We start from the raw sequence: 21,983 nt of genomic DNA, 5'->3' as shown, positions 1-21,983 counted from the left end.
AACGTTCCCGAATGATTTGCAGAATATTCCTGAATGAAAGTAACTATTAATGGATAAAGTGACAAACACTTCGTCAATATAGATAGTTTTATAAGGTGAAGTATAATTAGTAATAAGAAATTTTAATTGAAATTTGCGAAATCCCGAGAGTATTTGTCAGGAACCTGATAGCATCCTTTTTAGGAATATGCTAAAATGACATAACGTCGTTTTCTCGACGCTGAGAATGTCAATAAACTATATTACATACAGAAAGATGAGGAGCCATGGCTGAAAATCAAACCCTTGATGCACTGCACACACCCGGTGCTGTCTTTTTTATCTTTGGGGCAACCGGAGATTTAGCCCGGCGTAAGCTTTTCCCGGCGATTTACAGCTTGTACCGTGAAGGTAAGCTGGCACATGATTTTGCGGTAATTGGCGTGGCGCGGCGCCCGCGTACTCAGGAAGAATTTAGAAGTGATGTGAAGGAATCCATCCTTGAATTCTGCCGTTATAAAGCGGGAGAAGAGAGCGAATGGAATGAGTTTGTACAGCATTTTGAATACAAATCTCTGGACATCAACGATATTGATGGCTTCCGTGAATTAAGAGCTCAAACAGAAGCGCTTGAAGAGAAGTTTAGAATTCCGGGCAATCGGATGTTCTATCTTGCGCTGGCACCTGAATTGTTCGGCAGTGTCTCGTACAACCTTAAGGCTGGTGGCATGCTGGATAGCACAGGTTGGAATCGCCTCGTCATCGAGAAGCCTTTTGGATATAATCTGGAGTCAGCTGAGCAGCTGAACGAGCAGATTCGTGAGGTATTCAAGGAAGAGGAAATCTACCGGATCGATCATTATCTTGGTAAAGAAATGGTTCAGAATATTGAAGTCATTCGTTTTGCCAATGCTTTTTTCGAACCGCTTTGGAATAATAAGCATATTGCCAATATTCAAATTACACTTGGCGAAACCGTAGGTGTTGAAGAGCGTGGTGGTTATTATGACCATGCTGGAGCGTTACGGGATATGGGCCAGAATCATATATTGCAACTGCTGACTATGATCGCAATGGAACCACCAAGCCGTCTGCTTGCAGAGGATATTCGTGACGAGAAGGTGAAGGTACTTCGTTCCCTTCGTCCTTATGGTACATCTGACGAGGTTCGTGAGAACGTCGTGAGAGCACAGTATATTCAAGGCTTGCATGGTGGCAAGACCCATCCTGCTTATCGTCAGGAAGATAAGGTTGATCCTGAATCGAGTACCGAGACGTATTTTGCTGCCCGTGTGTTTGTAGATAACTTCCGCTGGGCTGGAGTTCCTTTCTATATTCGTACAGGTAAACGTCTACCGGTGAAGACAACGGAAGTGGTAGTTGAGTTCAAGGGCATGCCAACCAATGTTTATTTGGGACAAAAGCATACGCTGGAGCCTAACCTGCTTGTTATCCGTGTGAACCCTATGGAAGGCATTTATGTGAAGATTAATGCCAAGAAGCCAGGTTCTGAGTCTGAAATTCAACCGCTCGCTATGGACTTCTGTCAAAGCTGCTTGGTTGGAATCAATTCTCCGGAAGCTTACGAGCGCTTGCTTCATGATGCGGGACGCGGAGATTCAACTTATTTCACGCGTTGGGATGAGGTATCGTCGGCATGGTCGTTCGTGGATCGTATTGCGAAGGCTTGGAAGGAAGAGTCGAGTGATCTATCGTCTTATCCTGCTGGCACTTGGGGTCCGGTTGAAGCGGATCAACTGCTTGCTCAGGATGGCTTCCATTGGTGGCCGGTAAACGGTCAGGAAGAAGATAATGTAGTATGGTTGAAGAATAACTAAACTTTGAGTTAATGCTATCTCCCTGCAGAGGATGCAGGGAGATTTTTTGTAATGCTGAGATTAACACTCAGCTTCACAAGGCCACTCTGGCTCCAAATGCCGCTCGGGCGACAGAAGCATTTTTCAAATAACTGCACTTTGTACAATTAAAATCACATATTGGGTGGAGATTAGTGTTTTAAGTGTATTTTCTGCAACTATTTTCTCCGTATAAGGCCGAAAAGCTAGCACATTGATTTTTTAATTGCATCAAATACAACTAAAGGCGATTGGAAATGCTAATACTTCAAATAAGTGTAGGAAATACAACTATTTACTATAAGAGACTGCGGAGAAATGTGAAACGAATTCAAGGGAGGGGTCTGTATTCAACGGGTGGCCATGGGGAGCCCTGTTTCCAATTAATACACACCTCTTTGGGACGGAACGAGCGGACCTTTTCCTCCGAAATGCATGTTTTAGTCGAGCTTACGGACAAATGTTGCAGAAAAACCGAATACAATGCGCCGCCAGTAACGTAATCGAGCCAAATGTATGCGAAAAACCGAATACAATGCGCCGCCAGTAACGTAATCGAGCCAATTGTATGCGAAAAACCGAATACAATGTGCCTCCGGTAACATAAACGAGCCAAATGTATGCGAAAAACCGAATACAATGCGCCGCCAGTAACGTAAATGAGCCAGATGTATGCGAAAAACCGAATACAATGTGCCTCTGGTAGCGTAAACGAGCTAGCGCTGTTATCCGCCCTGAATCACCCAGGAATGGACTTGTTATTAGGGAACAAGTGCCGTAAGGTCCGTAAGCGAAATCTAACTACGAAGGTGCTTATGGATACGAGTATGGAACGGATGTACTCAGCTTGTAACGCTACCTCCAAGGACGCCGACAGGCGTTTTTCTTATTGAGCTATGGGAACTGCTGAACAGGATACAGACCTGATTTGGGAGATATTTTGCTGTAATAGCTTTTTAGTAGATAATGTCTGTCGGATTTTGATATACTTTAGAGGATGCTTTCACTTGAAGCGGACTGGAGCTAGACCTAAGATAGCTATTCATTCAGAAATGAAGGGGTATGAACAATGAGCAGAGCACCGATTTGAAGATAACCCCAGTGTAATTGAAGCAGAAGTAGGAATTTTATATATGAAGGGATATGTGTAATGAACAAAGCAATAGATCAGAAGCTGCAAAAGGAAGTGGACAGACGCAGAACCTTTGCGATCATTTCCCACCCGGATGCGGGTAAAACAACTTTAACGGAAAAACTACTGTTATTCGGTGGCGCTATCCGTCTGGCGGGAACCGTTAAGGCCCGTAAGGCAAACAAGCACGCCACGAGTGACTGGATGGAAATTGAAAAGCAACGGGGGATTTCTGTTACTTCCTCTGTCATGCAGTTTGATTACTTGAATCACCGTGTGAATATTTTGGATACTCCGGGTCACCAAGACTTTAGTGAGGACACCTACCGTACACTAACTGCAGCGGATAGTGCGGTCATGCTTATCGACGTGGCAAAAGGTGTGGAAACCCAAACGACTAAACTGTTTCAGGTCTGTGCGAAACGTGGGATTCCGATCTTTACATTTATTAATAAGCTAGACCGTGAAGGACGCAGCCCGTTTGATCTGATGGAAGAGCTGGAGCAGGTACTGGGTATTCGCTCTGTGCCAATGAACTGGCCGATCGGCAGTGGCCGTGAATTATGTGGTGTATATGACCGGATGAAGAATCAGGTAGAGTTATTCCAAGGTGACGATCACTCCGTAATCAAGGTTCAGAAGGTTGATGGATATCGTGATCCAATCATTCGTGAAATGGCTGGAGAATATCTGCATGATCAATTGTGTCAGGATCTGGAGCTGCTGGATGTAGCAGGTGACGCTTTTGACTATGAAAAAGTATTAAGTGGTGAACTCACACCTGTGTTCTTTGGTAGTGCGATCAACAATTTCGGCGTACAGACTTTCCTCGATAATTTCTTGGATCTGGCACCGAAGCCTGAACCACGCCGTAGTACTACAGGTTTGGTAGAACCAATGAATGAGAAATTCACTGGTTATGTGTTCAAAATCCAAGCCAATATGAACCCGGCTCACCGTGACCGGATTGCTTTCCTACGTATTGTATCCGGGAAGTTCGAACGTGGGATGAGCGTAAAGCATGTGCGTGCGGGTAAGGACATTAAGCTGGCCCAGCCGCAACAATTCTTGGCGCAAGACCGTGATATCGTAGAGGAAGCTTATCCGGGAGATATTATCGGGCTGTTTGATCCAGGTATTTTTAGAATTGGAGATACACTGAGTCAGGCCGGAGATTTGGAATTCGATGAGCTGCCAACATTCTCACCAGAGATTTTTGCTAAAGTGAGTATTAAAAATGCTTTGAAATCGAAGCAATTCCAAAAGGGTGTCGATCAGCTGACTGAAGAGGGTATGATTCAAGTATTCCGTACGGTTAACTTTGACGATATTCTGCTCGGCGTAGTTGGACAGCTGCAGTTTGAGGTGTTCGAGTACCGCATGAAAGGTGAATATGGTGTAGATGTTCAGTTACAGCGTATGCCATACCAGTTCGCGCGTTGGATCGTAGATGATGCTAAACCGGATGCGAGTAAGTTCCGTATTAACTCTACGCTCGTTACAGATAAGAAGGGCAATTTTGTCGTGTTGTTCGAGAATGAATATGCTATGCGGACAGCGATGGATAAGAACCCGACAGCTACGTTCCTGGAGATGGCTCCAAAAACATTGCTATAGTAAGGAAGCTATAACTTCCTGATGGTTAATAAAAACCTCCGCCTCCATAGGTGAGTTTCACTATGGTAAGACGGAGGTTTTTGGCTAATTACGTCTAGTTATGAAGTGATATTGCCAGGGGTAATTGTCTCCAAGTGATCATGCAGCATAGAGACCAAATTATCTTGTTTAGCGGTGTCCAGGTCTTTCCATATCATTTCAAACACGGCGCCAAGTCCCGGGAGTGCTGCTTCCGGTCCGTCTACCGAGCCTTCAATCATATGCCGCAAATCCTCTTCAGATTGACCATGCACTTTATGAATAATCGCCTGACGTAAGTCAATGGTAACTGGCATGAAAAAGTACCTCCTTTTTGGAATGTAGTGATATTCACTTCGTTTTAATGTACCCTGTATGGGTGCTGGAAATTCAAGTTTTTGCTACGAGAAACGGTTGTCATCCATAAAGGACCACAATGACGTTTCTTCTTGGCTTATGCTATACTATTTGAGATATAGAATGCTACGGGAGGTACATATAGACATGGCCAAAAAACAATATGCTATTATTGGCATGGGGCGTTTCGGATCCAGTGTTGCTAGAGCGCTCAGCGGTATGGGGTATGATGTACTTGCGATTGATGCGGACGAGCAGCGAACACAGGAGATTTCAAATATAGTAACACACGCCGTATCTGCAGATTCTACGGATGAGGAAGCGTTACGCGCACTTGGTATTCGCAATTTTGATGTAGTCGTTGTAGCCATTGGTGAGGACATCCAAGCTAGCATTCTGACAACTTTAATCCTGAAGGATCTTGGAGTGCCAGCAATTATTGCAAAAGCCAAAAGTGAACTGCACGGCAAAGTATTAGGTAAAATTGGTGCGGACAAGGTGATTTATCCTGAACGGGATATGGGAATGCGGGTTGCGCATCATTTGGCTTCGCCTAATATATTGGATTATATCGAGCTGTCGCCTGATTATAGTATTTTGGACATGAAGGTATCCGGATCGATGATCGGAAAAAATCTACAAGAGCTCGATATCCGCGCAAAATATGGCTGTAACGTAATGGCTATTCGCCAAGGTGAAGAGATGAACATCTCCCCTCGCGCAGAGGATCGCTTGATCGACGGGGATATTCTTGTAATCGTTGGGCATAAGGATAATCTGACGAAGCTTGAGATCGCGTATCAGTAGGTGGGGCGATTCTGATGATAAGCGTTATTCCGAGGAAAGTCGGAGTTCCGGTCGCTGTTGTCTCCAGATTTTTTTGATTTGAACCGCTTGCTGCGGATAAAATCCCGAGACTGCTTATGCTTTCGAAGTGAGCTTTACTACGTAAAGCTTTCGGGCGAACGCTTACGCTCCTACAGTTCCAAATTTCCTCTCCATAACGTAATCATCAGGTTTATAGGGGAGTAGAAGAGAAGAAGAACAAAGATAAAGATAAAAAACAAAGATAAAGATAAAGATAAAGAACAAAGATATAAGAACAAGAATAAATGGCAAGGCATAAGAAAGGAAGACTTTATGGAAATCATGTCTCCGCAAAATACGCGGGTTAAAGAGTGGGCCGGGCTGCAGGAGAAAAAGCACCGTGACAAGGCTCGTAAATATATCGTAGAAGGCGTTCATCTGGTACAGGAAGCGCTGCTGGCTGAAGCAGATGTGGAATGTTTGGCCTATGACCTCGACAAAGGAATGCCTGCTGAACTCAAGGGGCTTCTTCAGTCCGTTCAGGGTATGGATGTGATTGGCGTGTCAGCGGCCATTATCTCGAAATGCAGCAGCACTAATACACCGCAGCCAGTGTTCGCCATCGTGCGGAAGGAACAGCAGGCAGTAGAGGCTATCCTAGCGAAGAAGAATAGTCTGGTGGTTGTCCTGGACGGTGTACAGGACCCCGGCAATGTCGGCACCATCATCCGCAGTGCGGATGCTGCGGGAGCAGACGGAGTGATCCTCGGTCAAGGCTGTGCCGACCTCTATAATCCGAAGACTATCCGTTCCACGATGGGCTCAATGTTCCATCTTCCTGTGGTGGAGGGAGATTTAAGTGAGATTTTGCCACAGGCCCGGGAACGCGGGGCATTGCTGGTGAGTACTTCGCTGCAGGGAGAAGAATCGTGCTATCAGCATGATTTTCACGGCAGTCAGTGGCTGTTGATTGGCAGTGAGGGCAAAGGCATTTCGCCGGAAACTGCGCGACTCGTGGACAAGAGTATCATCATCCCGATGGTAGGCCGCGCTGAATCACTAAATGCAGCGATGGCAGCGACGATTTTGCTGTTTGAGGGGATGCGGCAGCGGGAGGCATAAGCTGCTTCTAAAAAAGGAACGGACGATAAAAAACTGCAAGCTCATGATTGAGTTGCAGTTTTTTTGTCGTTTTTAAGAAGCCTGCTCAAATTGGCTATTGTAGAGCTCTGCATAGAATCCGTTCTGAGCCAGCAATTCTGCGTGGCTGCCGCTTTCCAAGATATCGCCGTCCTTCAGGACCAGAATCACATCGGCATTCTTGATCGTTGAGAGTCGGTGTGCGATAACGAAAGAGGTTCTGCCTTCCATAAGCTTATCCATCGCCTGCTGAATCAGCAGCTCTGTACGGGTATCCACCGAGCTTGTAGCTTCATCAAGAATGAGCATCGGCGCATCCTTTAGCATCGCGCGAGCGATGGTCAGCTGCTGCTTTTGGCCGGCGGATAAATTGACCTTATCATTAAGGATAGTATTGTAACCATCACTTAAGGTTTGAATGAAGCGGTGCAGGCCAACAGCCTTGCAGGCTTCTTCAAGCTTCTCGTCTGTTATATTCTGCTGATTGTAAATCAGGTTCTCTTTGATGGTACCCTCAAACAGCCAGGTATCCTGCAGGACCATACAGAATAGATCATGAATGTTCTCTCTCGTAAGGCTGCTGATCGGCGTATCATCAATGTAAATTTCTCCGCCTGTTAATTCGTTGAAGCGGATGAGCAGATTAACGAGAGTGGTCTTCCCTGCACCGGTAGGTCCTACTATGGCAACTTTTTGCCCGGGCTTTACGTCTGCCGAGAAGTTTTTGATAATCAGCTTCTCTGAAGTCTCATATGCAAATTGTACTTGATCAAAACGTACTTTGCCTTCAGCAGTTGCCAGCGTGCGTTCTTTCAAGCTCTCGTCTTCCATTTCTTCAGCCTCTAGGAATTCAAATACACGCCCTCCAGCGGCGGATGCCGATTGCAAATTCTGTGCGGCTTGGGCGATCTGAGATAACGGCTGGGTAAAGTAACGTACATACATGATGAAAGCGACAATGACCCCGAATGAAATCGTACCATTCATGGCTAATACAGCACCCACGACACAGACGGCGACAAAGCCTAGATTACCAATGAAGCCCATAAGCGGTGGCATCAGTCCAGAGAGGAATTGCGCTTTGAAGGCGCTGTTCTTCAGCCCTTGATTCAATTCCTGGAAGGTAGTGCGCATCTGCGCTTCCCCGTTATATGCTTTTACAACGTTATGCCCTGTGTACACTTCTTCAACATGACCGTTGATTTTACCCAAATATTCCTGCTGACTGGCAAAATACTTTTGCGATTTCTTCATGATGATCGCCATAAGACCGAAGCCGATGATAGTTGCAACGACAGCGGTGATGGTCATGATCACATTGGTCCGGAGCATCATGATAATGGAACCGATGAACATGGCGACAGCGGTCACTACAGTACCGATGCTCTGATTGAGAGCCTGACCGATGGTATCCACATCGTTGGTAACCCGGGAGAGAATGTCCCCGGTTGCCGACTTGTTGTAGTAGGAGATCGGAAGTCTGTTCATTTTATGAGCCAGGTCGGTTCTTAATTTCTTGGAGACTTTTTGGGTAATATTCGACATGATCAACCCTTGTGAGAGTGACAACAACGCACCGACGCCGTAGATCACGACGAGGGTAATGCCAATGGCAGTAATGCCGTCCATATCGATGCCGCTGACGAGGCCGGCTGTAATCATGTCGGTGATCTCGGAGAGCTTATCCGGACCGAATAACGTGAGTACCGTTCCAGCCGCCGCGCAGATTAGCGCAATTACGATCACTGGAACATACTTGCGGCAGTAACGGAGCAGCTTGCTCCATGTATTCTGACTCTTATTCTTAATCTTCATTAGGCAAGCTCCTCCTTGGTCAGCTGTGAGTAGGCAATTTCCTGATATACGCTGCAGGTTTGCATTAATTGGTCATGTGTTCCGATACCGGCGATTTGTCCGGCTTCCAGAACAATGATTTTATCGGCGTCTTTGATTGTACCGATACGCTGAGCTACGATCAGCATTGTTGAGTCATGCGCGTCTTTTTTTAGCTCACTGCGTAATTTGCGGTCGGTCTTATAGTCAAGCGCCGAGAAAGAATCGTCAAAGATTAATATTTCTGGACGTCGTGCAATCGCCCTGGCAATCGACAGCCGTTGTTTCTGCCCGCCAGAGAGATTTGATCCGCCTTGGGCGATATGGGCATCATAGTTCCCCTCTAGCTTTTCTACAAATTCAGAGGATTGGGAAGTGTACACCGCATCTACAATATCTGAACTGAGGACCTGACCGGAGCCGTTCTCACCAAATGCAATATTGGAGGACACTGTTCCTCCAAACAAAACAGCCTTCTGGGAGACGTAGCCCATTTTATTCCGTAGCGCTTGCTGGTCGTATTCTTTAACATTGATGCCATTTACCAGCACTTCACCTTCTGTAGCATCATAGAAACGGGGAATGAGATTAACAAGTGTACTTTTTCCGCAGCCTGTTGATCCGATAAAAGCAATCGTTTCTCCCTGTTTTGCCGTGAAGCTGATGTTCTCCAACACATATTCCTCTGCATCTGGATATTTGAAGCTAACCCCCCTGAATTCAATTTCATCTTCTCGCTTCACAGGGAATTGAGTTACTGATCCATTCTTCAAGCTAGGTACTGTTTCTAGTACTTCATTGATACGCTTAGCCGACACTTGAGCGCGGGGCAGTAAGATAAAGATCATAATCAACATCATAAAGGCCATAACTACTTGCATGGCATAAGATGAGAATACGATCATATCTGAGAACAAGCCCATCTTGGCTGTCCCCTCGGCTGCTTGAATGAGCACGGCACCGATCCAATAGATGGAGAGGCTTAACCCACTCATAATCAAAGTAATACTTGGCATCAACATGGTCATAACATTGTTGGCAAATAGATTGGTACTGGTAAGCTCGTTGTTGGCTACAGCGAACTTCTTTTCCTGATATTGTTCGGCATTGTAAGCCCGGATGACACGAAGACCGTTAAGATTCTCTCTGGACACACGATTCAGATTATCTGTAAGCAACTGCAGCTTTTTAAATTTAGGCAGGACAAGCACGATACAGATCGCGACAATAATTACGAGGAGTGCGACCGCGACACCTGTAGAAAGGGTCCACTGCCAGCTTTTGCCGGAAATCTTGAGTAACGCCCACACTGCAAGGATTGGAGCTTTCACAAGCAGTTGTAAGCCGATCACAATCAGCATTTGTACTTGCGTGATGTCATTCGTGGAACGGGTAATTAGACTTGCTGTTGAGAAGTTGCTGATTTCCTCCATGGAGAAGGACTGCACCTTATCAAACAAATTGGAACGCAATCTTGCAGACAAGTCGGCCGCTATTCTCGCAGCAATGCCTGCTACAACCACCGAGGTCGCCAGACTGCCAAGAGCACAGATCAGCATCCAGCCTCCTGCCACAATGATCTCATTCATTTCGCTTCCTGGTGTCTGGATCAGCCGGGTAATATCACTCATGTAGTCAGGCAGTTCTAAATCCAGCCAAACTTGAGCGATAATGAACATGAGGCTGATGCCGAATAAGAACCATTCTTTGGGTTCCAGATTCTTGAGTAATTTCAACATAAGAATGACTCCTTTGCATTATCGTTGCTATGATCGTAACGGAGAATGATAAACTGAAAATTAACTTTTGCTATGAAATGAAAGAAGAGACCATCCCTTAAGCCATAGAATGACTGCTTGGGATAGCCTCTTATGTTTGAGCAGGATATACGTGAACACCTTAACATTTTATAAAAAATACACATAATCTATGAATTCTTCAATAAAATCTGCGCCGTTCTCATTTCTCCTTTTTTGATACATTGTGAATCCAACACTTTCATACATCCGTTGAGCAGGGTTTAGATCGTTGTTCGTGGTCACAATAATTTTTTTTACATCATTCTGGCTGATTCTATTAACCGCCTCTTGAAGCTGGATTTTACCATAACCATTGCCTTTATGTTTCGAAGCAATGCAATTATGCCCGATTTCTGCATACTCAGGCATGTTTCTAGGGTCCCACACCACAAATCCGATGGGTTCATCATTTACAGTTGTGATAAAAGCATATTTATCAGCAATTTGTAAATGGTCAAAGAAAAAGTTGTCACAATCCTGCCAATCAGAAATAGAGCTTTGTTCATATCTTCGATCAAATGAATACGCATCTGTCAATAATTCAAAGAGAATTCCCCGATTAAAGCTGCTAAGTTTTTTGAATTTTACACTCATTTATTTGTAGCCCCCATTTCTTTTCTTACCTTTTTAAAATCGGGGAGCAGTACAGTGAAAGTGGTTCCTTGCATTGGAACACTGTCGCAGGTGATGGTTCCATCGTGCAGCTCAATGATTTTTTGGACAATCGTAAGCCCCAAGCCATTACCGGCAGTAGAGTGAGAGGTATCCTGTTGATAGAACTTGTCGAAGACCTTGGGGAGTGCATTTGGACTAATGCCTACTCCATTATCACGGAACGTAATTTCGACCTGATCCTTCAACCGCCTCATGGTAACTTCGATTTCGCCGTGCTCGGGCGTGAATTTGATCGCATTGTCTAATAAATTTAGCCAGACCTGGCTCAACATCTCTTTATTCCCGGGTACCTCATAATCCTGCACGTTGGCTTTGAAGGAAATATGCTTTTTCGTAAGTTTAGTATGCTGTAGCAGGACGCATTGGCGAATTTGTTCTCCAACATTGAAGGGTTGTCGATCGCTTAATATCGCTTGTGCTTCCACTTTGGAGAGGTTCAGGACATTTGAGGCCAGAGCGGCCAGGCGGGTAGATTCTTCGATAACAATATCCAGATATTCATTCCGTTCGTCCTTGCTCAGCTCATCATCCTTCAGGATTTCAGCGAACCCTTTAATCGATACAATCGGAGTACGGAATTCATGGGAGAAATTGTTTACAAAGTCTGTACGCAGAATTTCGATGCCACCCAGCTCCTCAGCCATCCGGTTAATATTCTCGGAGAGAATCTTGAATTCCGGAGGGTGTTTGAGCTGTAGCCGCATGGAGAAGTCCCCTCCGGCTAACTTGTCAATGGCATCAATAAAGGTATGGATTGATTTCAGCATTCTACGACTGGTAATGATCGATATGACGGTACCGATAATGGTGCAGGCAATCAATATAATCAAGGTGAGAATTTTTTTGTCCTGGAGAATCCGCTCATCGAGCAGACCGAAGACTAGGGACAGATAGGTCAGGATTCCGGTGATCAGCATTGTAATGAGGAAAATGATGAATACACCAATCGAGAAGTAGATCGGCAGACTGATTTTGCTACTTAGCTTTTTGATCATGTTCTCACCGCCTTGTATCCGAGACCGCGGACGGACACAAGTTCGAACTCCGGATAGTTTTCAAACCGTTTTCGCAAGCGATTGATGTGCACATTAACCGTAGTGTCCGTGGTTTCGCTGTCCATCCCCCAGATTTCGTCCATCAGCTGGATGCGAGTGAAAATGCGCTCCGGATAGGATAAAAGCTTATAGAGGAGATGGAATTCCTTTTGGGGAAGCGTCTGTTTTTCATTGTCTCGAGTTACTGTTAACGCATCGAAATCAAGAATGACTTTACCGACAACAAGCTTACGGGCGCTTACAATCTGTGAGCGGCGCAAAAGGGCTTGAATTCTCAACAGCATTTCTTCTGTATCCACAGGTTTGGTCATGTAATCGTCCGTTCCGAGGCGGAATCCTTTTTTCTTATCTTCTGGAAGCTGCTTGGCCGTGGCCATGAGGATCGGAATTGTGTTGTTCGCATTTCTTAGCTCTTCGGCAAATTCGTAACCATCCATCCCCGGCATCATGATATCGAGGATAATTAGATCGATATGCTGGACTTCAAGAACTTCCAGTGCCTGGATGCCATTCTCAGCTGTTAACACTTTATAACCTTCCCGTTTTAGGACAGCGTTCATTAGTTTTCTGACATGCTTATCGTCTTCCACAACGAGGATATTAATCATGGTTTCACTCCAATAGGTTCCGGATTTAACCGCTTATCCCCATAATTCTAAAGGATAAAAGTGCTAAAGACAAAATCTTTAGCGGTTCTTTAGATTCCATTGCGTTCTTCCTAAACTCCCTCGGTGTAAGTATCCGATCGGGCACTTTTATGCTTAGTGGTATTAATCTTCTTTAAGGGGCAATCTCAGTTGAAATGTGAAGACATCATTAGTATGTTTAAGTGTTAAGGTTCCCTCGTGCAACTCAGCAATATTTCTAGCAATGGAAAGGCCAAGTCCAGCTCCTGTTTGAATTCCTTCGCTATTTCTTGAATGGTCAACCTTATAAAATCGGTCAAATAGTCTTTTCTCTTGATCTCGTGTAAGAGGAGTCCCTTTATTTTCAATTTCTATGGAAATGTGTTCACAATTTGTTGTCATCCGTATGTAAATGCTTCCAGGCTTGTAGGAATATTTTAATGCATTCATGAGAAGATTATCGATAGCTCTTGCCACTTTTTCGCTGTCAATTAAAGTGAATACTGGTAAATCGGAGAATCCTTTCACGAGATGTACACTATTTTCTTGAGCAATCGGTTCGAATTCAAATAACAACTGATTTAAAAGCTGAGATAAATCGATTTTTTCTAGTTTTATCCTGGATTCAACTGAAGTAAGCCTGGTATATTCGAATAAATCATCAAGTAACTTCTTCAAATGAACCGCTTTGTTGTAGGTGTTTTGAATGAAACGTGTGTATTCTTCTTTATCTTGAAACGAACCTGTTCGTAAGAGCTCAATGTATCCAATAATGCTTGTAAGAGGTGTACGTAAGTCATGTGAAATCCCCGTGATCATCTCCATCTTCGATTTTTCAATTTCACGTTCCTTGATGATCTGTTTTTCTAGTTGCTCTGCCATCCGATTGATGTTTAACGCCACCGATCCTAGTTCATCTTGTCGTTCAACAGCTACCCGGTAACTTAAATTACCTTCGGAAATAATTTGAAGTCCATGCTCCAATGCAATTAAATCTTTGACGATTCGTCGGGTCAAGGAAAAAAATGTAATCACAAAAATAACTAAAAACATTGGTGTAAGAAGATAGGCCAGAAAATTGAACAACCATTCCCATTTTGTTACATTGGCAAAGTGAAAGAATAGGAGGCTAAGTGAGGTATTAATTGCTATGGTAATGATTAAACTCAACACCATCCTGATTAAAATATTGGTTTGAATTCGTTTGTTTTTTTCTGGTTTTCGCTTAATTCTAGTCAATTTTATAGCCAACTCCCCAAACAGTCTTAATATACAAAGGTTCTCTTGGGTTCTCTTCTAATTTTTCTCTTAAGTTACGAATATGGACCATTACGGTATTGTCAGAATATCCATAAGGTTCTTTCCATACATTCTCGTAAATTTGCTCCGAACTAAAAACTTGCCCAGGCCGACTTGCAAGCAAAGTCAAAATCGCAAATTCAAGTGGAGTCAATGAAACATCGGCTCCCTTAATCTTCACAGAATGTTTATTTTTATCTATTATCAGGTCTTTGATTATAAGTAGTGAATTGAATTCTTCCTTCCCAATTAAGGACTGACGCCGTAATTGGGCTTTCACACGAGCCAGTAGTTCCAGAGGATTAAAGGGTTTGATCATGTAATCATCTGCCCCAGTAGTTAAACCTGTGATTTTATCAATGTCTTCCTGCTTGGCTGACAACATAATAATAGGAATATTCGATATTTCTCTTATTTTCAGACAGGCTATAATACCATCCATTCGCGGCATCATAACATCCAGGATAACCAATTGAATGGGTGTTGTTTGTATTGCTATCAGGGCCTCCTGACCATCTGCTGCTTCAAGCACATGGTAGCCTTCATTTCGTAAATAAACATGAATCACATCTCGAATTTCAGAATCATCATCCGCAATAAGGATTGTATTCATTAACTACAACGACCCTTCTTCATTTATTTATAATAGTTCCCTTTTTACGACAGACATAGACTATAGCAGGGGGAAGATTAAAAGGCACGAATTCTATTTTTTCAATACTAAAATATTCGGATAATTGCTTCTTCATCTGAAGTGAATATTGAAATGCGACAAATAATCCTCCTGGCTTGAGCGCTTGATAAATCTGTTCCACTAAGGTATCTCTCAGTTCACGTTCAAAATTAAAAAAGGGCAACCCACTAAAAATACAGTCTAGCTGATGAATATCTAAATCCTTCATTCTTTCTACTAAATGAGAAGCATCTGAATAACAGGAGAAGTCAGGGTATTCTGTTTTTAGATTATTTCTCATGGTCTCATCCATTTCAAACAATAATACTTTTGTTGTTTTATTTATCTTAGTACTAATTGCACGAGTGATTGCACCTGTCCCTGATCCAAGTTCAGCAACGGCCTTAACCTCGGGCCATTTCGCTTGTTTAACCATGGAATCTGCGAGAAACCGTGAACTTGGTATAACACTACCAACCCGTTTTGGATGTTGAATAAAACTTCGTAAAAATAAAATGTTTTCATTGAAGCTCACTTAGTTTCCCTCCATTAATTTAAGATTTAATTGAAATTAGGGATTGAATAAATTTGATAGAATGTGATCCCCGAAGTACGTACCTGCCGAGAAAAACATTAAGGTCCAACCTAAAGCACTGGTATAAGAAATAAGAGCAAATCGTCTATAACTTGTACCGCTTAGTCCGATTAATAGAGGGATGATATATCGTACAACTGGGATAAACATGCCAATGTACATAGCCATATTTCCGTATTTTTTCAAGATCTGCTCTGCTTTTTGAAAATGTCTATTCTGCTGGAATCTGTTCTTCAGTTTTTGACCGGAGAATTTACCTGCAAAATAAGCAAGTGTAAAGGCTGTTAATAGCCCTGACAAAATGCAGAAGTAAGTCATCCATGAATTAATTACCTCCATATGGCTCAGGGTTGCTCCGGTGAGGATTGTAATTTCATTAGGGATTGGAATTCCAAAAGGTCCTAGAGTGAAAGCAAGATAAAAAATCAGATATCCATACTGATTGATTAGCTCTAAGATCGTATTACTGGCCAATATGACACCTCTTTCGCTCAGTTCAATACAGAAATCTTAACGAAAAATTCTGAGGATTTAGTGGTGAGAATTCTAAAGAAATCCTGAAGAGGTGTATGGGAATCCTATGAAGATGATGTTTATCCGGGATAAGCAAAGCGAAGTGTTCCTAGATCATAAAAATGTCTCGTCTGGATTATCAAGGTGAATAATTCTCAGTAGATGGATGGTGAGAGTAGATATTCAAAATATTAGTATTAATACAAAAAAGTCCTGATGATCAAGAAACTTTTGATCAATCAGGACTTTTTTATTTTCATACACCCGGGTAATACTATAACAATGGGCAAACTAGGTTGTCTCCCGCTGAATTAGTTGAAACGACAGTGGCTGCAGCTCCATCTCCCGCCCAAGTAGCACTGGAGCCAGCAGAAGAAAAGCGTTCTCTGCCTGTCCCGCAATCGGATTCAGAATGGTGGTGATTTCAAGGGTTCGCGACAGCTCTGAATGATCAAAACCAACGATGGCGAGATCCCCGGGCACGTCCAATTTCTGCCTGCGTGCTTCGCTGAGAATGCCCGCCGCGACCAAATCATTGGAGCACAAAATCGCGTCCGGCCGGTCTGTTTCATCCATAAGGGTGCGCAGTAACTGCTCTCCATCGTGGATGCTGTAAATCGTAGAGTAATACCATTTCTCGACAACGGGAAGATTATATTTGGTCATGATTTGCTCATAGGCCAGGCGTCTGCTTTGGGTATTAATGCTGCTGGGACGACCGAAAGCATTAGCGATGCGCTTATAACCCCGCGCTATCAAATGCTCCAAAGCGAGTGCGTATCCATCATATTGGTTCATGGCAACGGACGGTATATCAGGATGGTCCATGCGCTGCCAGGATACGATGGGTCCGTATTTGCAGTAGGAAGAGATAACATTCTGTTCGTTAACGGAGGTCAGGATGAGCAGGGCATCGACTCGTTTCATTTTGAGATCCTCAAAAGCCTGAAGCTCCTTTTGCTTATCCCCGCCGGTAGTATAAATAATCGTCTGGTATCCGTAACGACCGGAGATTTCGACGAAGCTGTTCATAAAGCTCAGAATAAGCTCATTTAAGTCCATGGTGATCATGCCGATTTGCTGCGTCTGACCTTTGGATAAAGAAATGGCATTTCGGTTAGGAACATAATCCGTTTCCTTCATAATGGCGAGAATTTTCTCACGGGTATCCTTGCTAACATGTGGCGATTGGTTCAGGACGCGGGACACCGTGGCTTTGGAAAAGCCCGACAGTTTAGCAATTTCATCTAGAGTGGACATCGGTTTGTTCTCCTTCCCATGATTAGTACTTGACATGTAACGCGTTCCAAGGTTTAGGATTCGAATTAGAGCAGTAATCCTATACTATCACAATAGCAAAGGCGGGAAAAAATATGAGTTTGCAATTTCCACAAGGATTCTTATGGGGCGGTGCTGTAGCGGCGAACCAGCTTGAAGGGGCATATCAGCAAGATGGTAAAGGGTGGTCTACCCAAGATGTTATGCCGAAGGGAATTAAGTCTGCTCCTACAGAGGTTCCTACCGACGATAATATGAAATTGATAGGTATCGACTTCTATCACCGATATAAAGAAGATATTAAGCTGTTCGCGGAAATGGGCTTTAAAGTGTTCCGGACGTCTATTGCCTGGTCCCGAATTTTTCCGAAAGGGGACGAGCTGGAGCCCAATGAAAAGGGTCTGCAGTTCTACGACGACCTGTTCGATGAGTGTCATAAATACGGCATCGAGCCGCTGGTGACTATTTCCCATTATGAAACTCCACTGCATCTGGCACGAGAATATGATGGATGGGTTAACCGTAAGATGGTAGATTTTTACGAGCGCTATGTGAGAACGATATATAATCGTTACAAAAATAAGGTTAAATATTGGCTGACCTTTAACGAGATTAACTCCATTCTTGAGTTCCCATTTATGAGTGGCGGGATCAATACGCCGTTAGAGAAATTGAGTAAGCAGGATCTGTATCAAGCTATTCATCATGAGTTCGTAGCAAGTGCTCTGGCTGTGAAGATCGGACATGAGATTAATCCAGACTTCCAAATAGGGTGTATGGTGCTTAGCATGCCGATTTATCCGCTCACTCCGCATCCGGACGATTTGATCAAGGCAATGCAAAGTGATCACAAAAATATGTTCTTTGCGGATGTGCATGCTAGAGGGTATTACCCTGGCTATATGAAGCGGTTCTTCAAAGAAAATGGGATTCACATTCATTTTGAACCAGAGGACGAAGAGATTCTGAAGCATACTGTGGATTTCATATCGTTCAGTTACTATATGAGCACTTGTGAAACGGCTGATCCAGAGAAACAGATCAGAGGAGAAGGGAACCTGCTGGGTGGGGTGCCTAATCCGTATCTGGAAGCGAGCGAATGGGGCTGGCAGATCGACCCACAAGGCTTGCGTTATGTTATGAATATGTTCTACGACCGATATCAGAAACCGCTGTTTATCGTGGAAAATGGTCTTGGCGCTGTCGATCAGCTGGTAGTAGATGGGAACGGCGAAAAGGTAATAAACGACGACTATCGGATCAATTATTTACGAGATCATCTGGTTCAGGTCGCGGAGGCTATTGCCGACGGAGTGGAAGTCATGGGCTATACAAGCTGGGGCTGCATCGACTTGGTTAGCGCAACGAGCGCCGAACTAAAGAAACGTTATGGCTTCATTTATGTGGACCGTCATGATGATGGTTCAGGTACTCTTGAACGATACCGGAAGAAGTCCTTCCACTGGTACAAAGAAGTGATTGAATCAAATGGACAGAACCTGTTCTAGGATGTCGGTTGACATCATGAATTGAACATGTTAATTTGTAAATAACAATTAATCGGATATCAGGATTGCTACTGCATAGCAGGCAAAACCTAAGTTTCATTTATGTTTACGGGAGATTTCTCTCTCGTGCATAAATGTGATTTAGGTTTTTTTGCGTTCATTCCTTCTCGATTGATTAATATATCGGTTACCAAAGGGGTGTAGGATAATGAGTTATGAACAGCTGGGTAAAGACATCATTCAATCTGTCGGTGGAGAGAAAAATATTAACAACGTAATTCACTGTGCTACTCGACTAAGATTCACGCTTAATAATGAACAGAAAGTTGATAAAGAAAAGCTGGATAAAATGGAAGGGATTATTGGTGCAGTTAGCAAAGGGGGACAATTCCAAGTTATTGTGGGTACCCATGTTGCTGATGTTTATAAAGAGATAAGCAAATCCATATCCCCTAATAGTAATTCTGGCGATAATACGGTTAAGAAACCTATAGGAACTTTGATTTTTGATGTGATTTCTAGAAGCTTCTCACCTTTAATTGGTGCCTTAGCGGGTGCGGGTATGTTGAAAGCGCTATTAACCGTACTGACTTCGTTAAATGTTTTAGCGGCGGATGGTGAGACTTACAAAGTACTAGCCGGCGCTAGTAATGCCGTGTTTTACTTTCTGCCAATTTTCCTAGGCATTACGTTATCGATTAGACTTGGTGTAAATGCTTACGTAGGGGGCGCTATCGGTGCGGCTTTACTCGAACCAAATATTACGGGATTAGCCAGTGTTGAATCTCCACATTTTCTAGGTATTCCTTTAGTAATGTCGGATTATTCATCGAGCGTTTTTCCGATTTTCATCGCCATCTGTATATATGCTTTACTAGATAAGCAACTAAGAAAGTTTATACACAAGGATTTACAATTGTTCTTGGTACCTATGCTTTGTTTGATGGTGATTGTTCCTTTGACGATTTTGGTTTTCGGACCATTTGGAGTAAATGTAGGGAACTTAATCGGGGACGCTATTGTGTTCTTAAGTAGTAAGAGTGGCATTATTACGGGTGCAATCGTGGGGATTTCCTGGACGTACCTGACTGTACTCGGTTTGCATTGGGGACTCGTTCCGATTATTCTTGAAAACATTGCTAAGGGCGGAGATCCAATCTATGCAATGGCAGGCATGGCTATTTTCGCTCAACTTGGTGTTGCCTTAGGTATTTTCTTAAAAACAAAAGACAAAAAGCTGAAAACATTAGCCGGAAGTACCTTTTTACCAGGAGCGCTCTCAGGCGTAACTGAACCTATTATTTACGGATTGTTGACACGTTACAAACGGACTTTTATTTATGTATCCATTGCCGGTGGTCTAGGTGGAGCAATGTCGGGTCTTGCTGGTGTAAAAATGGATGTATTCGCATTTGTGAGCGTATTAAGTCTTCCGGCATTCTCTCCTTTGGCTATTCAAGCGATCATAGCTCTTGGGACGATTATATTGGCTATGGTGATTACGATGTTCTTTGGTTTTGAAGACAAAAAGAAAGTGATCGCTGAGGAAGAAACAACGAGTTCTGAGAACAATGAGGTTATTCTGCCTCACGCTGTGAAAAGTACAACGGTTGCAAGCCCTCTTGCCGGTAACGTAATCCCTTTATCCTCCGTAGATGATGCTGCATTTGCTTCTGAAGCAATGGGCAAGGGAATGGCAATTGAACCTTCAGAAGGTAAGCTGTACTCCCCAGTAAGCGGGGTTGTATCCACCATTTTTAGAACAGGTCATTGTATTGCAGTCGTATCGGATGATGGCGTTGAAGTTCTGATTCATATCGGTATAGAAACTGTGAAGTTAAAGGGTAAATACTTTGATGTGAAGGTGGAAGAAGGAGCAACAGTTAAACAGGGTGACCTACTGATTGAATTCGATCTCGAGCAAATTAAAAATGAAGGCTATCAAAGTACAACACCGATCATTATTACCAATACAGCTAACTATAGTGACGTTATTGGCACTAAAAAAGCAGCGATCACACCGGGCGAAGATTTGTTGACGATAGTAGTTTGATTTAGTGGCAGGTCATAAGAATTAAAACGAAATCGATCTCTTAGTATGGATGCTGAGAGGTCGATTTTTTTATGAAAAACATAATAAAAATATAGCTAGTTGCGCATAATGGAAAGGATTGCTAGATGCTTGTCGATTAAATAAGTCCATGGTATGATTTTTATAAATTAATAATTGTGGATTGTTACTGGTCGTGCAGGCAAAACCCGAAGTTAAGCCATTTGTTTAATGGTTACTTTTGGTTTTGCCTTTTTTAATTTTTGGTACAAGGAGTTGTAGCATGCAGATTGAAAAAATATTAAACAATAATGTAGTTACCGTCATAGATGATCAAAATATTGAATTGGTAATCATGGGGAGAGGCCTTGCTTTTAAGAAAAAACGAGGAGACATCTTAGAAGAAGACAAAATTGAAAAAATATTTACGTTAAACAATCAAAAACTATCAGATAAGCTAAAAACGCTTCTTTCCGAGATTCCAATAGAGCATATGGAGCTTTCAGAAGAGATTATCAACTTTGCCAAACTGCAACTCGGTAAAATGTTGGACGATAGCATCTATGTTAGTCTGACCGATCATATCAGCTTTGCTTTGGAGCGATTCTCAAAAGGAATGAAGATTAAAAACGCTATGCTTTGGGAAATTAAAAAGTTCTATAAGGAAGAATACGAGGTTGGGAAAGCTGCACTTCAAATTATTCACTCAAAGTTCGGCATTATGCTTCCCGAGGATGAGGCAGGACATATTGCTCTCCATCTGGTGAATGCTGAATTAAATGAAGAGATGCCCAATATGGTGAATATTACGAAGATAATGAATGATATATTAAATATAGTGAAGCATCATTTTAGACTAGAGTATGATGAGGAGTCCCTCGCTTATTATCGGTTTATCACTCACTTGAAATTTTTTGCCCAACGTCTCATCAACGGCACTCCACCGCCGGATAATGAGAATGGCCTATTTAATTTAGTGAAGGAGCAATACAAAGAAGCTTTCGCCAGCGTTGAGAAAATAAAAATCTATATTGATAAAACATACAATCGTGAATTAACAAATGATGAAATGCTGTATCTCACCATACACATTGAAAGAATTACAAACCAAAAAATGGAGTAGAAAACATCCTAATGATCAAGGAAGCCCTTGATTTATTAGGATTTTTTTTA

General features: G+C 43.0%; 18 protein-coding genes. 7 read left to right on the top strand and 11 right to left on the bottom strand.

Features of this window, described 5'->3' with window-relative positions:
* Positions 1–266 precede the first annotated feature (266 nt).
* Complete coding sequence (zwf, locus tag ACN6MV_RS26910; protein ID WP_419885243.1) at positions 267–1,817, top strand: glucose-6-phosphate dehydrogenase; 1,551 nt, start codon at positions 267–269, stop codon at positions 1,815–1,817.
* A gap of 1,168 nt (positions 1,818–2,985) precedes the next feature.
* Positions 2,986–4,584 (top strand): peptide chain release factor 3, encoded by a 1,599-nt coding sequence (locus ACN6MV_RS26905; protein WP_076120940.1) that lies wholly within the window; start codon positions 2,986–2,988, stop codon positions 4,582–4,584.
* A gap of 98 nt (positions 4,585–4,682) precedes the next feature.
* Here ACN6MV_RS26905 and ACN6MV_RS26900 read toward each other — a convergent pair whose 3' ends face one another.
* Positions 4,683–4,919, bottom strand: coding sequence for a small acid-soluble spore protein SspI (locus ACN6MV_RS26900; RefSeq protein WP_042130985.1), 237 nt, complete (start codon positions 4,917–4,919; stop codon positions 4,683–4,685).
* A gap of 163 nt (positions 4,920–5,082) precedes the next feature.
* Here ACN6MV_RS26900 and ACN6MV_RS26895 point away from each other — a divergent pair, with 163 nt between their 5' ends.
* Entirely contained in the window at positions 5,083–5,766 is a 684-nt protein-coding gene (locus ACN6MV_RS26895) for a potassium channel family protein (RefSeq protein WP_331281342.1), read from the top strand.
* Between the two features lie 333 nt (positions 5,767–6,099).
* The gene (locus tag ACN6MV_RS26890; protein WP_419885242.1) at positions 6,100–6,888 is read left to right on the top strand and encodes a TrmH family RNA methyltransferase; all 789 of its coding nucleotides are present in this window, start codon (positions 6,100–6,102) and stop codon (positions 6,886–6,888) included.
* 72 nt (positions 6,889–6,960) lie between these two features.
* Here the strand turns inward: ACN6MV_RS26890 and ACN6MV_RS26885 are convergent, their stop codons facing one another.
* The 10 genes from ACN6MV_RS26885 to ACN6MV_RS26840 form a co-directional block, all read right to left on the bottom strand.
* A complete protein-coding gene (locus ACN6MV_RS26885) occupies positions 6,961–8,721 on the bottom strand; it encodes an ABC transporter ATP-binding protein (protein WP_042130982.1) in 1,761 nt (586 codons plus the stop codon).
* Entirely contained in the window at positions 8,721–10,478 is a 1,758-nt protein-coding gene (locus ACN6MV_RS26880; RefSeq protein ID WP_042130981.1) for an ABC transporter ATP-binding protein, read from the bottom strand. The genes ACN6MV_RS26885 and ACN6MV_RS26880 overlap by 1 nt, the downstream gene beginning before the upstream one ends.
* A 168-nt stretch (positions 10,479–10,646) precedes the next feature.
* The gene (locus ACN6MV_RS26875) at positions 10,647–11,132 is read right to left on the bottom strand and encodes a GNAT family N-acetyltransferase (protein WP_419885241.1); all 486 of its coding nucleotides are present in this window, start codon (positions 11,130–11,132) and stop codon (positions 10,647–10,649) included.
* On the bottom strand, positions 11,129–12,208 hold the full coding sequence (locus tag ACN6MV_RS26870) for a sensor histidine kinase (protein WP_042130980.1): 1,080 nt from the start codon (positions 12,206–12,208) through the stop codon (positions 11,129–11,131). The genes ACN6MV_RS26875 and ACN6MV_RS26870 overlap by 4 nt, the downstream gene beginning before the upstream one ends.
* Positions 12,205–12,876 carry a response regulator transcription factor gene (locus ACN6MV_RS26865; protein ID WP_076120943.1) on the bottom strand — a complete coding sequence of 224 codons (672 nt, stop codon included), beginning with the start codon at positions 12,874–12,876 and terminating at the stop codon, positions 12,205–12,207. Before ACN6MV_RS26865 ends, ACN6MV_RS26870 begins: the two co-directional genes overlap by 4 nt.
* Positions 12,877–13,038: 162 nt before the next feature.
* A complete protein-coding gene (locus tag ACN6MV_RS26860; protein ID WP_042130978.1) occupies positions 13,039–14,133 on the bottom strand; it encodes a sensor histidine kinase in 1,095 nt (364 codons plus the stop codon).
* Positions 14,126–14,806: a response regulator transcription factor gene (locus tag ACN6MV_RS26855; RefSeq protein WP_042130977.1), complete on the bottom strand. Its 681-nt coding sequence runs from the start codon at positions 14,804–14,806 to the stop codon at positions 14,126–14,128. The genes ACN6MV_RS26860 and ACN6MV_RS26855 overlap by 8 nt, the downstream gene beginning before the upstream one ends.
* Before the next feature lie 19 nt (positions 14,807–14,825).
* On the bottom strand, positions 14,826–15,401 hold the full coding sequence (locus ACN6MV_RS26850; RefSeq protein ID WP_419885240.1) for a class I SAM-dependent methyltransferase: 576 nt from the start codon (positions 15,399–15,401) through the stop codon (positions 14,826–14,828).
* Between the two features lie 36 nt (positions 15,402–15,437).
* Positions 15,438–15,935 carry a DedA family protein gene (locus ACN6MV_RS26845; protein WP_339288080.1) on the bottom strand — a complete coding sequence of 166 codons (498 nt, stop codon included), beginning with the start codon at positions 15,933–15,935 and terminating at the stop codon, positions 15,438–15,440.
* Between the two features lie 330 nt (positions 15,936–16,265).
* Positions 16,266–17,234 (bottom strand): LacI family DNA-binding transcriptional regulator, encoded by a 969-nt coding sequence (locus tag ACN6MV_RS26840; RefSeq protein ID WP_419885239.1) that lies wholly within the window; start codon positions 17,232–17,234, stop codon positions 16,266–16,268.
* Between the two features lie 113 nt (positions 17,235–17,347).
* On the opposite strand from ACN6MV_RS26840, the gene ACN6MV_RS26835 reads away from it, so the two are divergent.
* From ACN6MV_RS26835 to licT, 3 genes are all read left to right on the top strand, one after another.
* Positions 17,348–18,760 (top strand): glycoside hydrolase family 1 protein, encoded by a 1,413-nt coding sequence (locus ACN6MV_RS26835; protein ID WP_419885238.1) that lies wholly within the window; start codon positions 17,348–17,350, stop codon positions 18,758–18,760.
* Positions 18,761–18,968: 208 nt separating this feature from the next.
* Positions 18,969–20,813 carry a beta-glucoside-specific PTS transporter subunit IIABC gene (locus ACN6MV_RS26830; RefSeq protein WP_419885237.1) on the top strand — a complete coding sequence of 615 codons (1,845 nt, stop codon included), beginning with the start codon at positions 18,969–18,971 and terminating at the stop codon, positions 20,811–20,813.
* Positions 20,814–21,093: 280 nt separating this feature from the next.
* A complete protein-coding gene (licT, locus tag ACN6MV_RS26825; protein WP_419885236.1) occupies positions 21,094–21,933 on the top strand; it encodes a BglG family transcription antiterminator LicT in 840 nt (279 codons plus the stop codon).
* The last annotated feature ends 50 nt before the right edge of the window (positions 21,934–21,983 follow it).

Source organism: Paenibacillus sp. B-A-8, assembly GCF_048572915.1.
Classification (GTDB): Bacteria; Bacillota; Bacilli; order Paenibacillales; family Paenibacillaceae; genus Paenibacillus_AQ.
Note: the sequence above shows the minus strand (reverse complement) of the source record. Positions and strands in the feature narration are given on the sequence as shown.

What these genes read in the sequence shown, in the direction of transcription:
- zwf (WP_419885243.1), top strand. Translation starts at nt 267, where the DNA reads ATGGCTGAAAATCAAACCCTTGATGCACTGCACACACCCGGTGCTGTC.
- ACN6MV_RS26905 (WP_076120940.1), top strand. Translation starts at nt 2,986, where the DNA reads ATGAACAAAGCAATAGATCAGAAGCTGCAAAAGGAAGTGGACAGACGC.
- ACN6MV_RS26900 (WP_042130985.1), bottom strand. Translation starts at nt 4,919, where the DNA reads ATGCCAGTTACCATTGACTTACGTCAGGCGATTATTCATAAAGTGCAT.
- ACN6MV_RS26895 (WP_331281342.1), top strand. Translation starts at nt 5,083, where the DNA reads ATGCTACGGGAGGTACATATAGACATGGCCAAAAAACAATATGCTATT.
- ACN6MV_RS26890 (WP_419885242.1), top strand. Translation starts at nt 6,100, where the DNA reads ATGGAAATCATGTCTCCGCAAAATACGCGGGTTAAAGAGTGGGCCGGG.
- ACN6MV_RS26885 (WP_042130982.1), bottom strand. Translation starts at nt 8,721, where the DNA reads ATGAAGATTAAGAATAAGAGTCAGAATACATGGAGCAAGCTGCTCCGT.
- ACN6MV_RS26880 (WP_042130981.1), bottom strand. Translation starts at nt 10,478, where the DNA reads ATGTTGAAATTACTCAAGAATCTGGAACCCAAAGAATGGTTCTTATTC.
- ACN6MV_RS26875 (WP_419885241.1), bottom strand. Translation starts at nt 11,132, where the DNA reads ATGAGTGTAAAATTCAAAAAACTTAGCAGCTTTAATCGGGGAATTCTC.
- ACN6MV_RS26870 (WP_042130980.1), bottom strand. Translation starts at nt 12,208, where the DNA reads ATGATCAAAAAGCTAAGTAGCAAAATCAGTCTGCCGATCTACTTCTCG.
- ACN6MV_RS26865 (WP_076120943.1), bottom strand. Translation starts at nt 12,876, where the DNA reads ATGATTAATATCCTCGTTGTGGAAGACGATAAGCATGTCAGAAAACTA.
- ACN6MV_RS26855 (WP_042130977.1), bottom strand. Translation starts at nt 14,806, where the DNA reads ATGAATACAATCCTTATTGCGGATGATGATTCTGAAATTCGAGATGTG.
- ACN6MV_RS26840 (WP_419885239.1), bottom strand. Translation starts at nt 17,234, where the DNA reads ATGTCCACTCTAGATGAAATTGCTAAACTGTCGGGCTTTTCCAAAGCC.
- ACN6MV_RS26835 (WP_419885238.1), top strand. Translation starts at nt 17,348, where the DNA reads ATGAGTTTGCAATTTCCACAAGGATTCTTATGGGGCGGTGCTGTAGCG.
- ACN6MV_RS26830 (WP_419885237.1), top strand. Translation starts at nt 18,969, where the DNA reads ATGAGTTATGAACAGCTGGGTAAAGACATCATTCAATCTGTCGGTGGA.
- licT (WP_419885236.1), top strand. Translation starts at nt 21,094, where the DNA reads ATGCAGATTGAAAAAATATTAAACAATAATGTAGTTACCGTCATAGAT.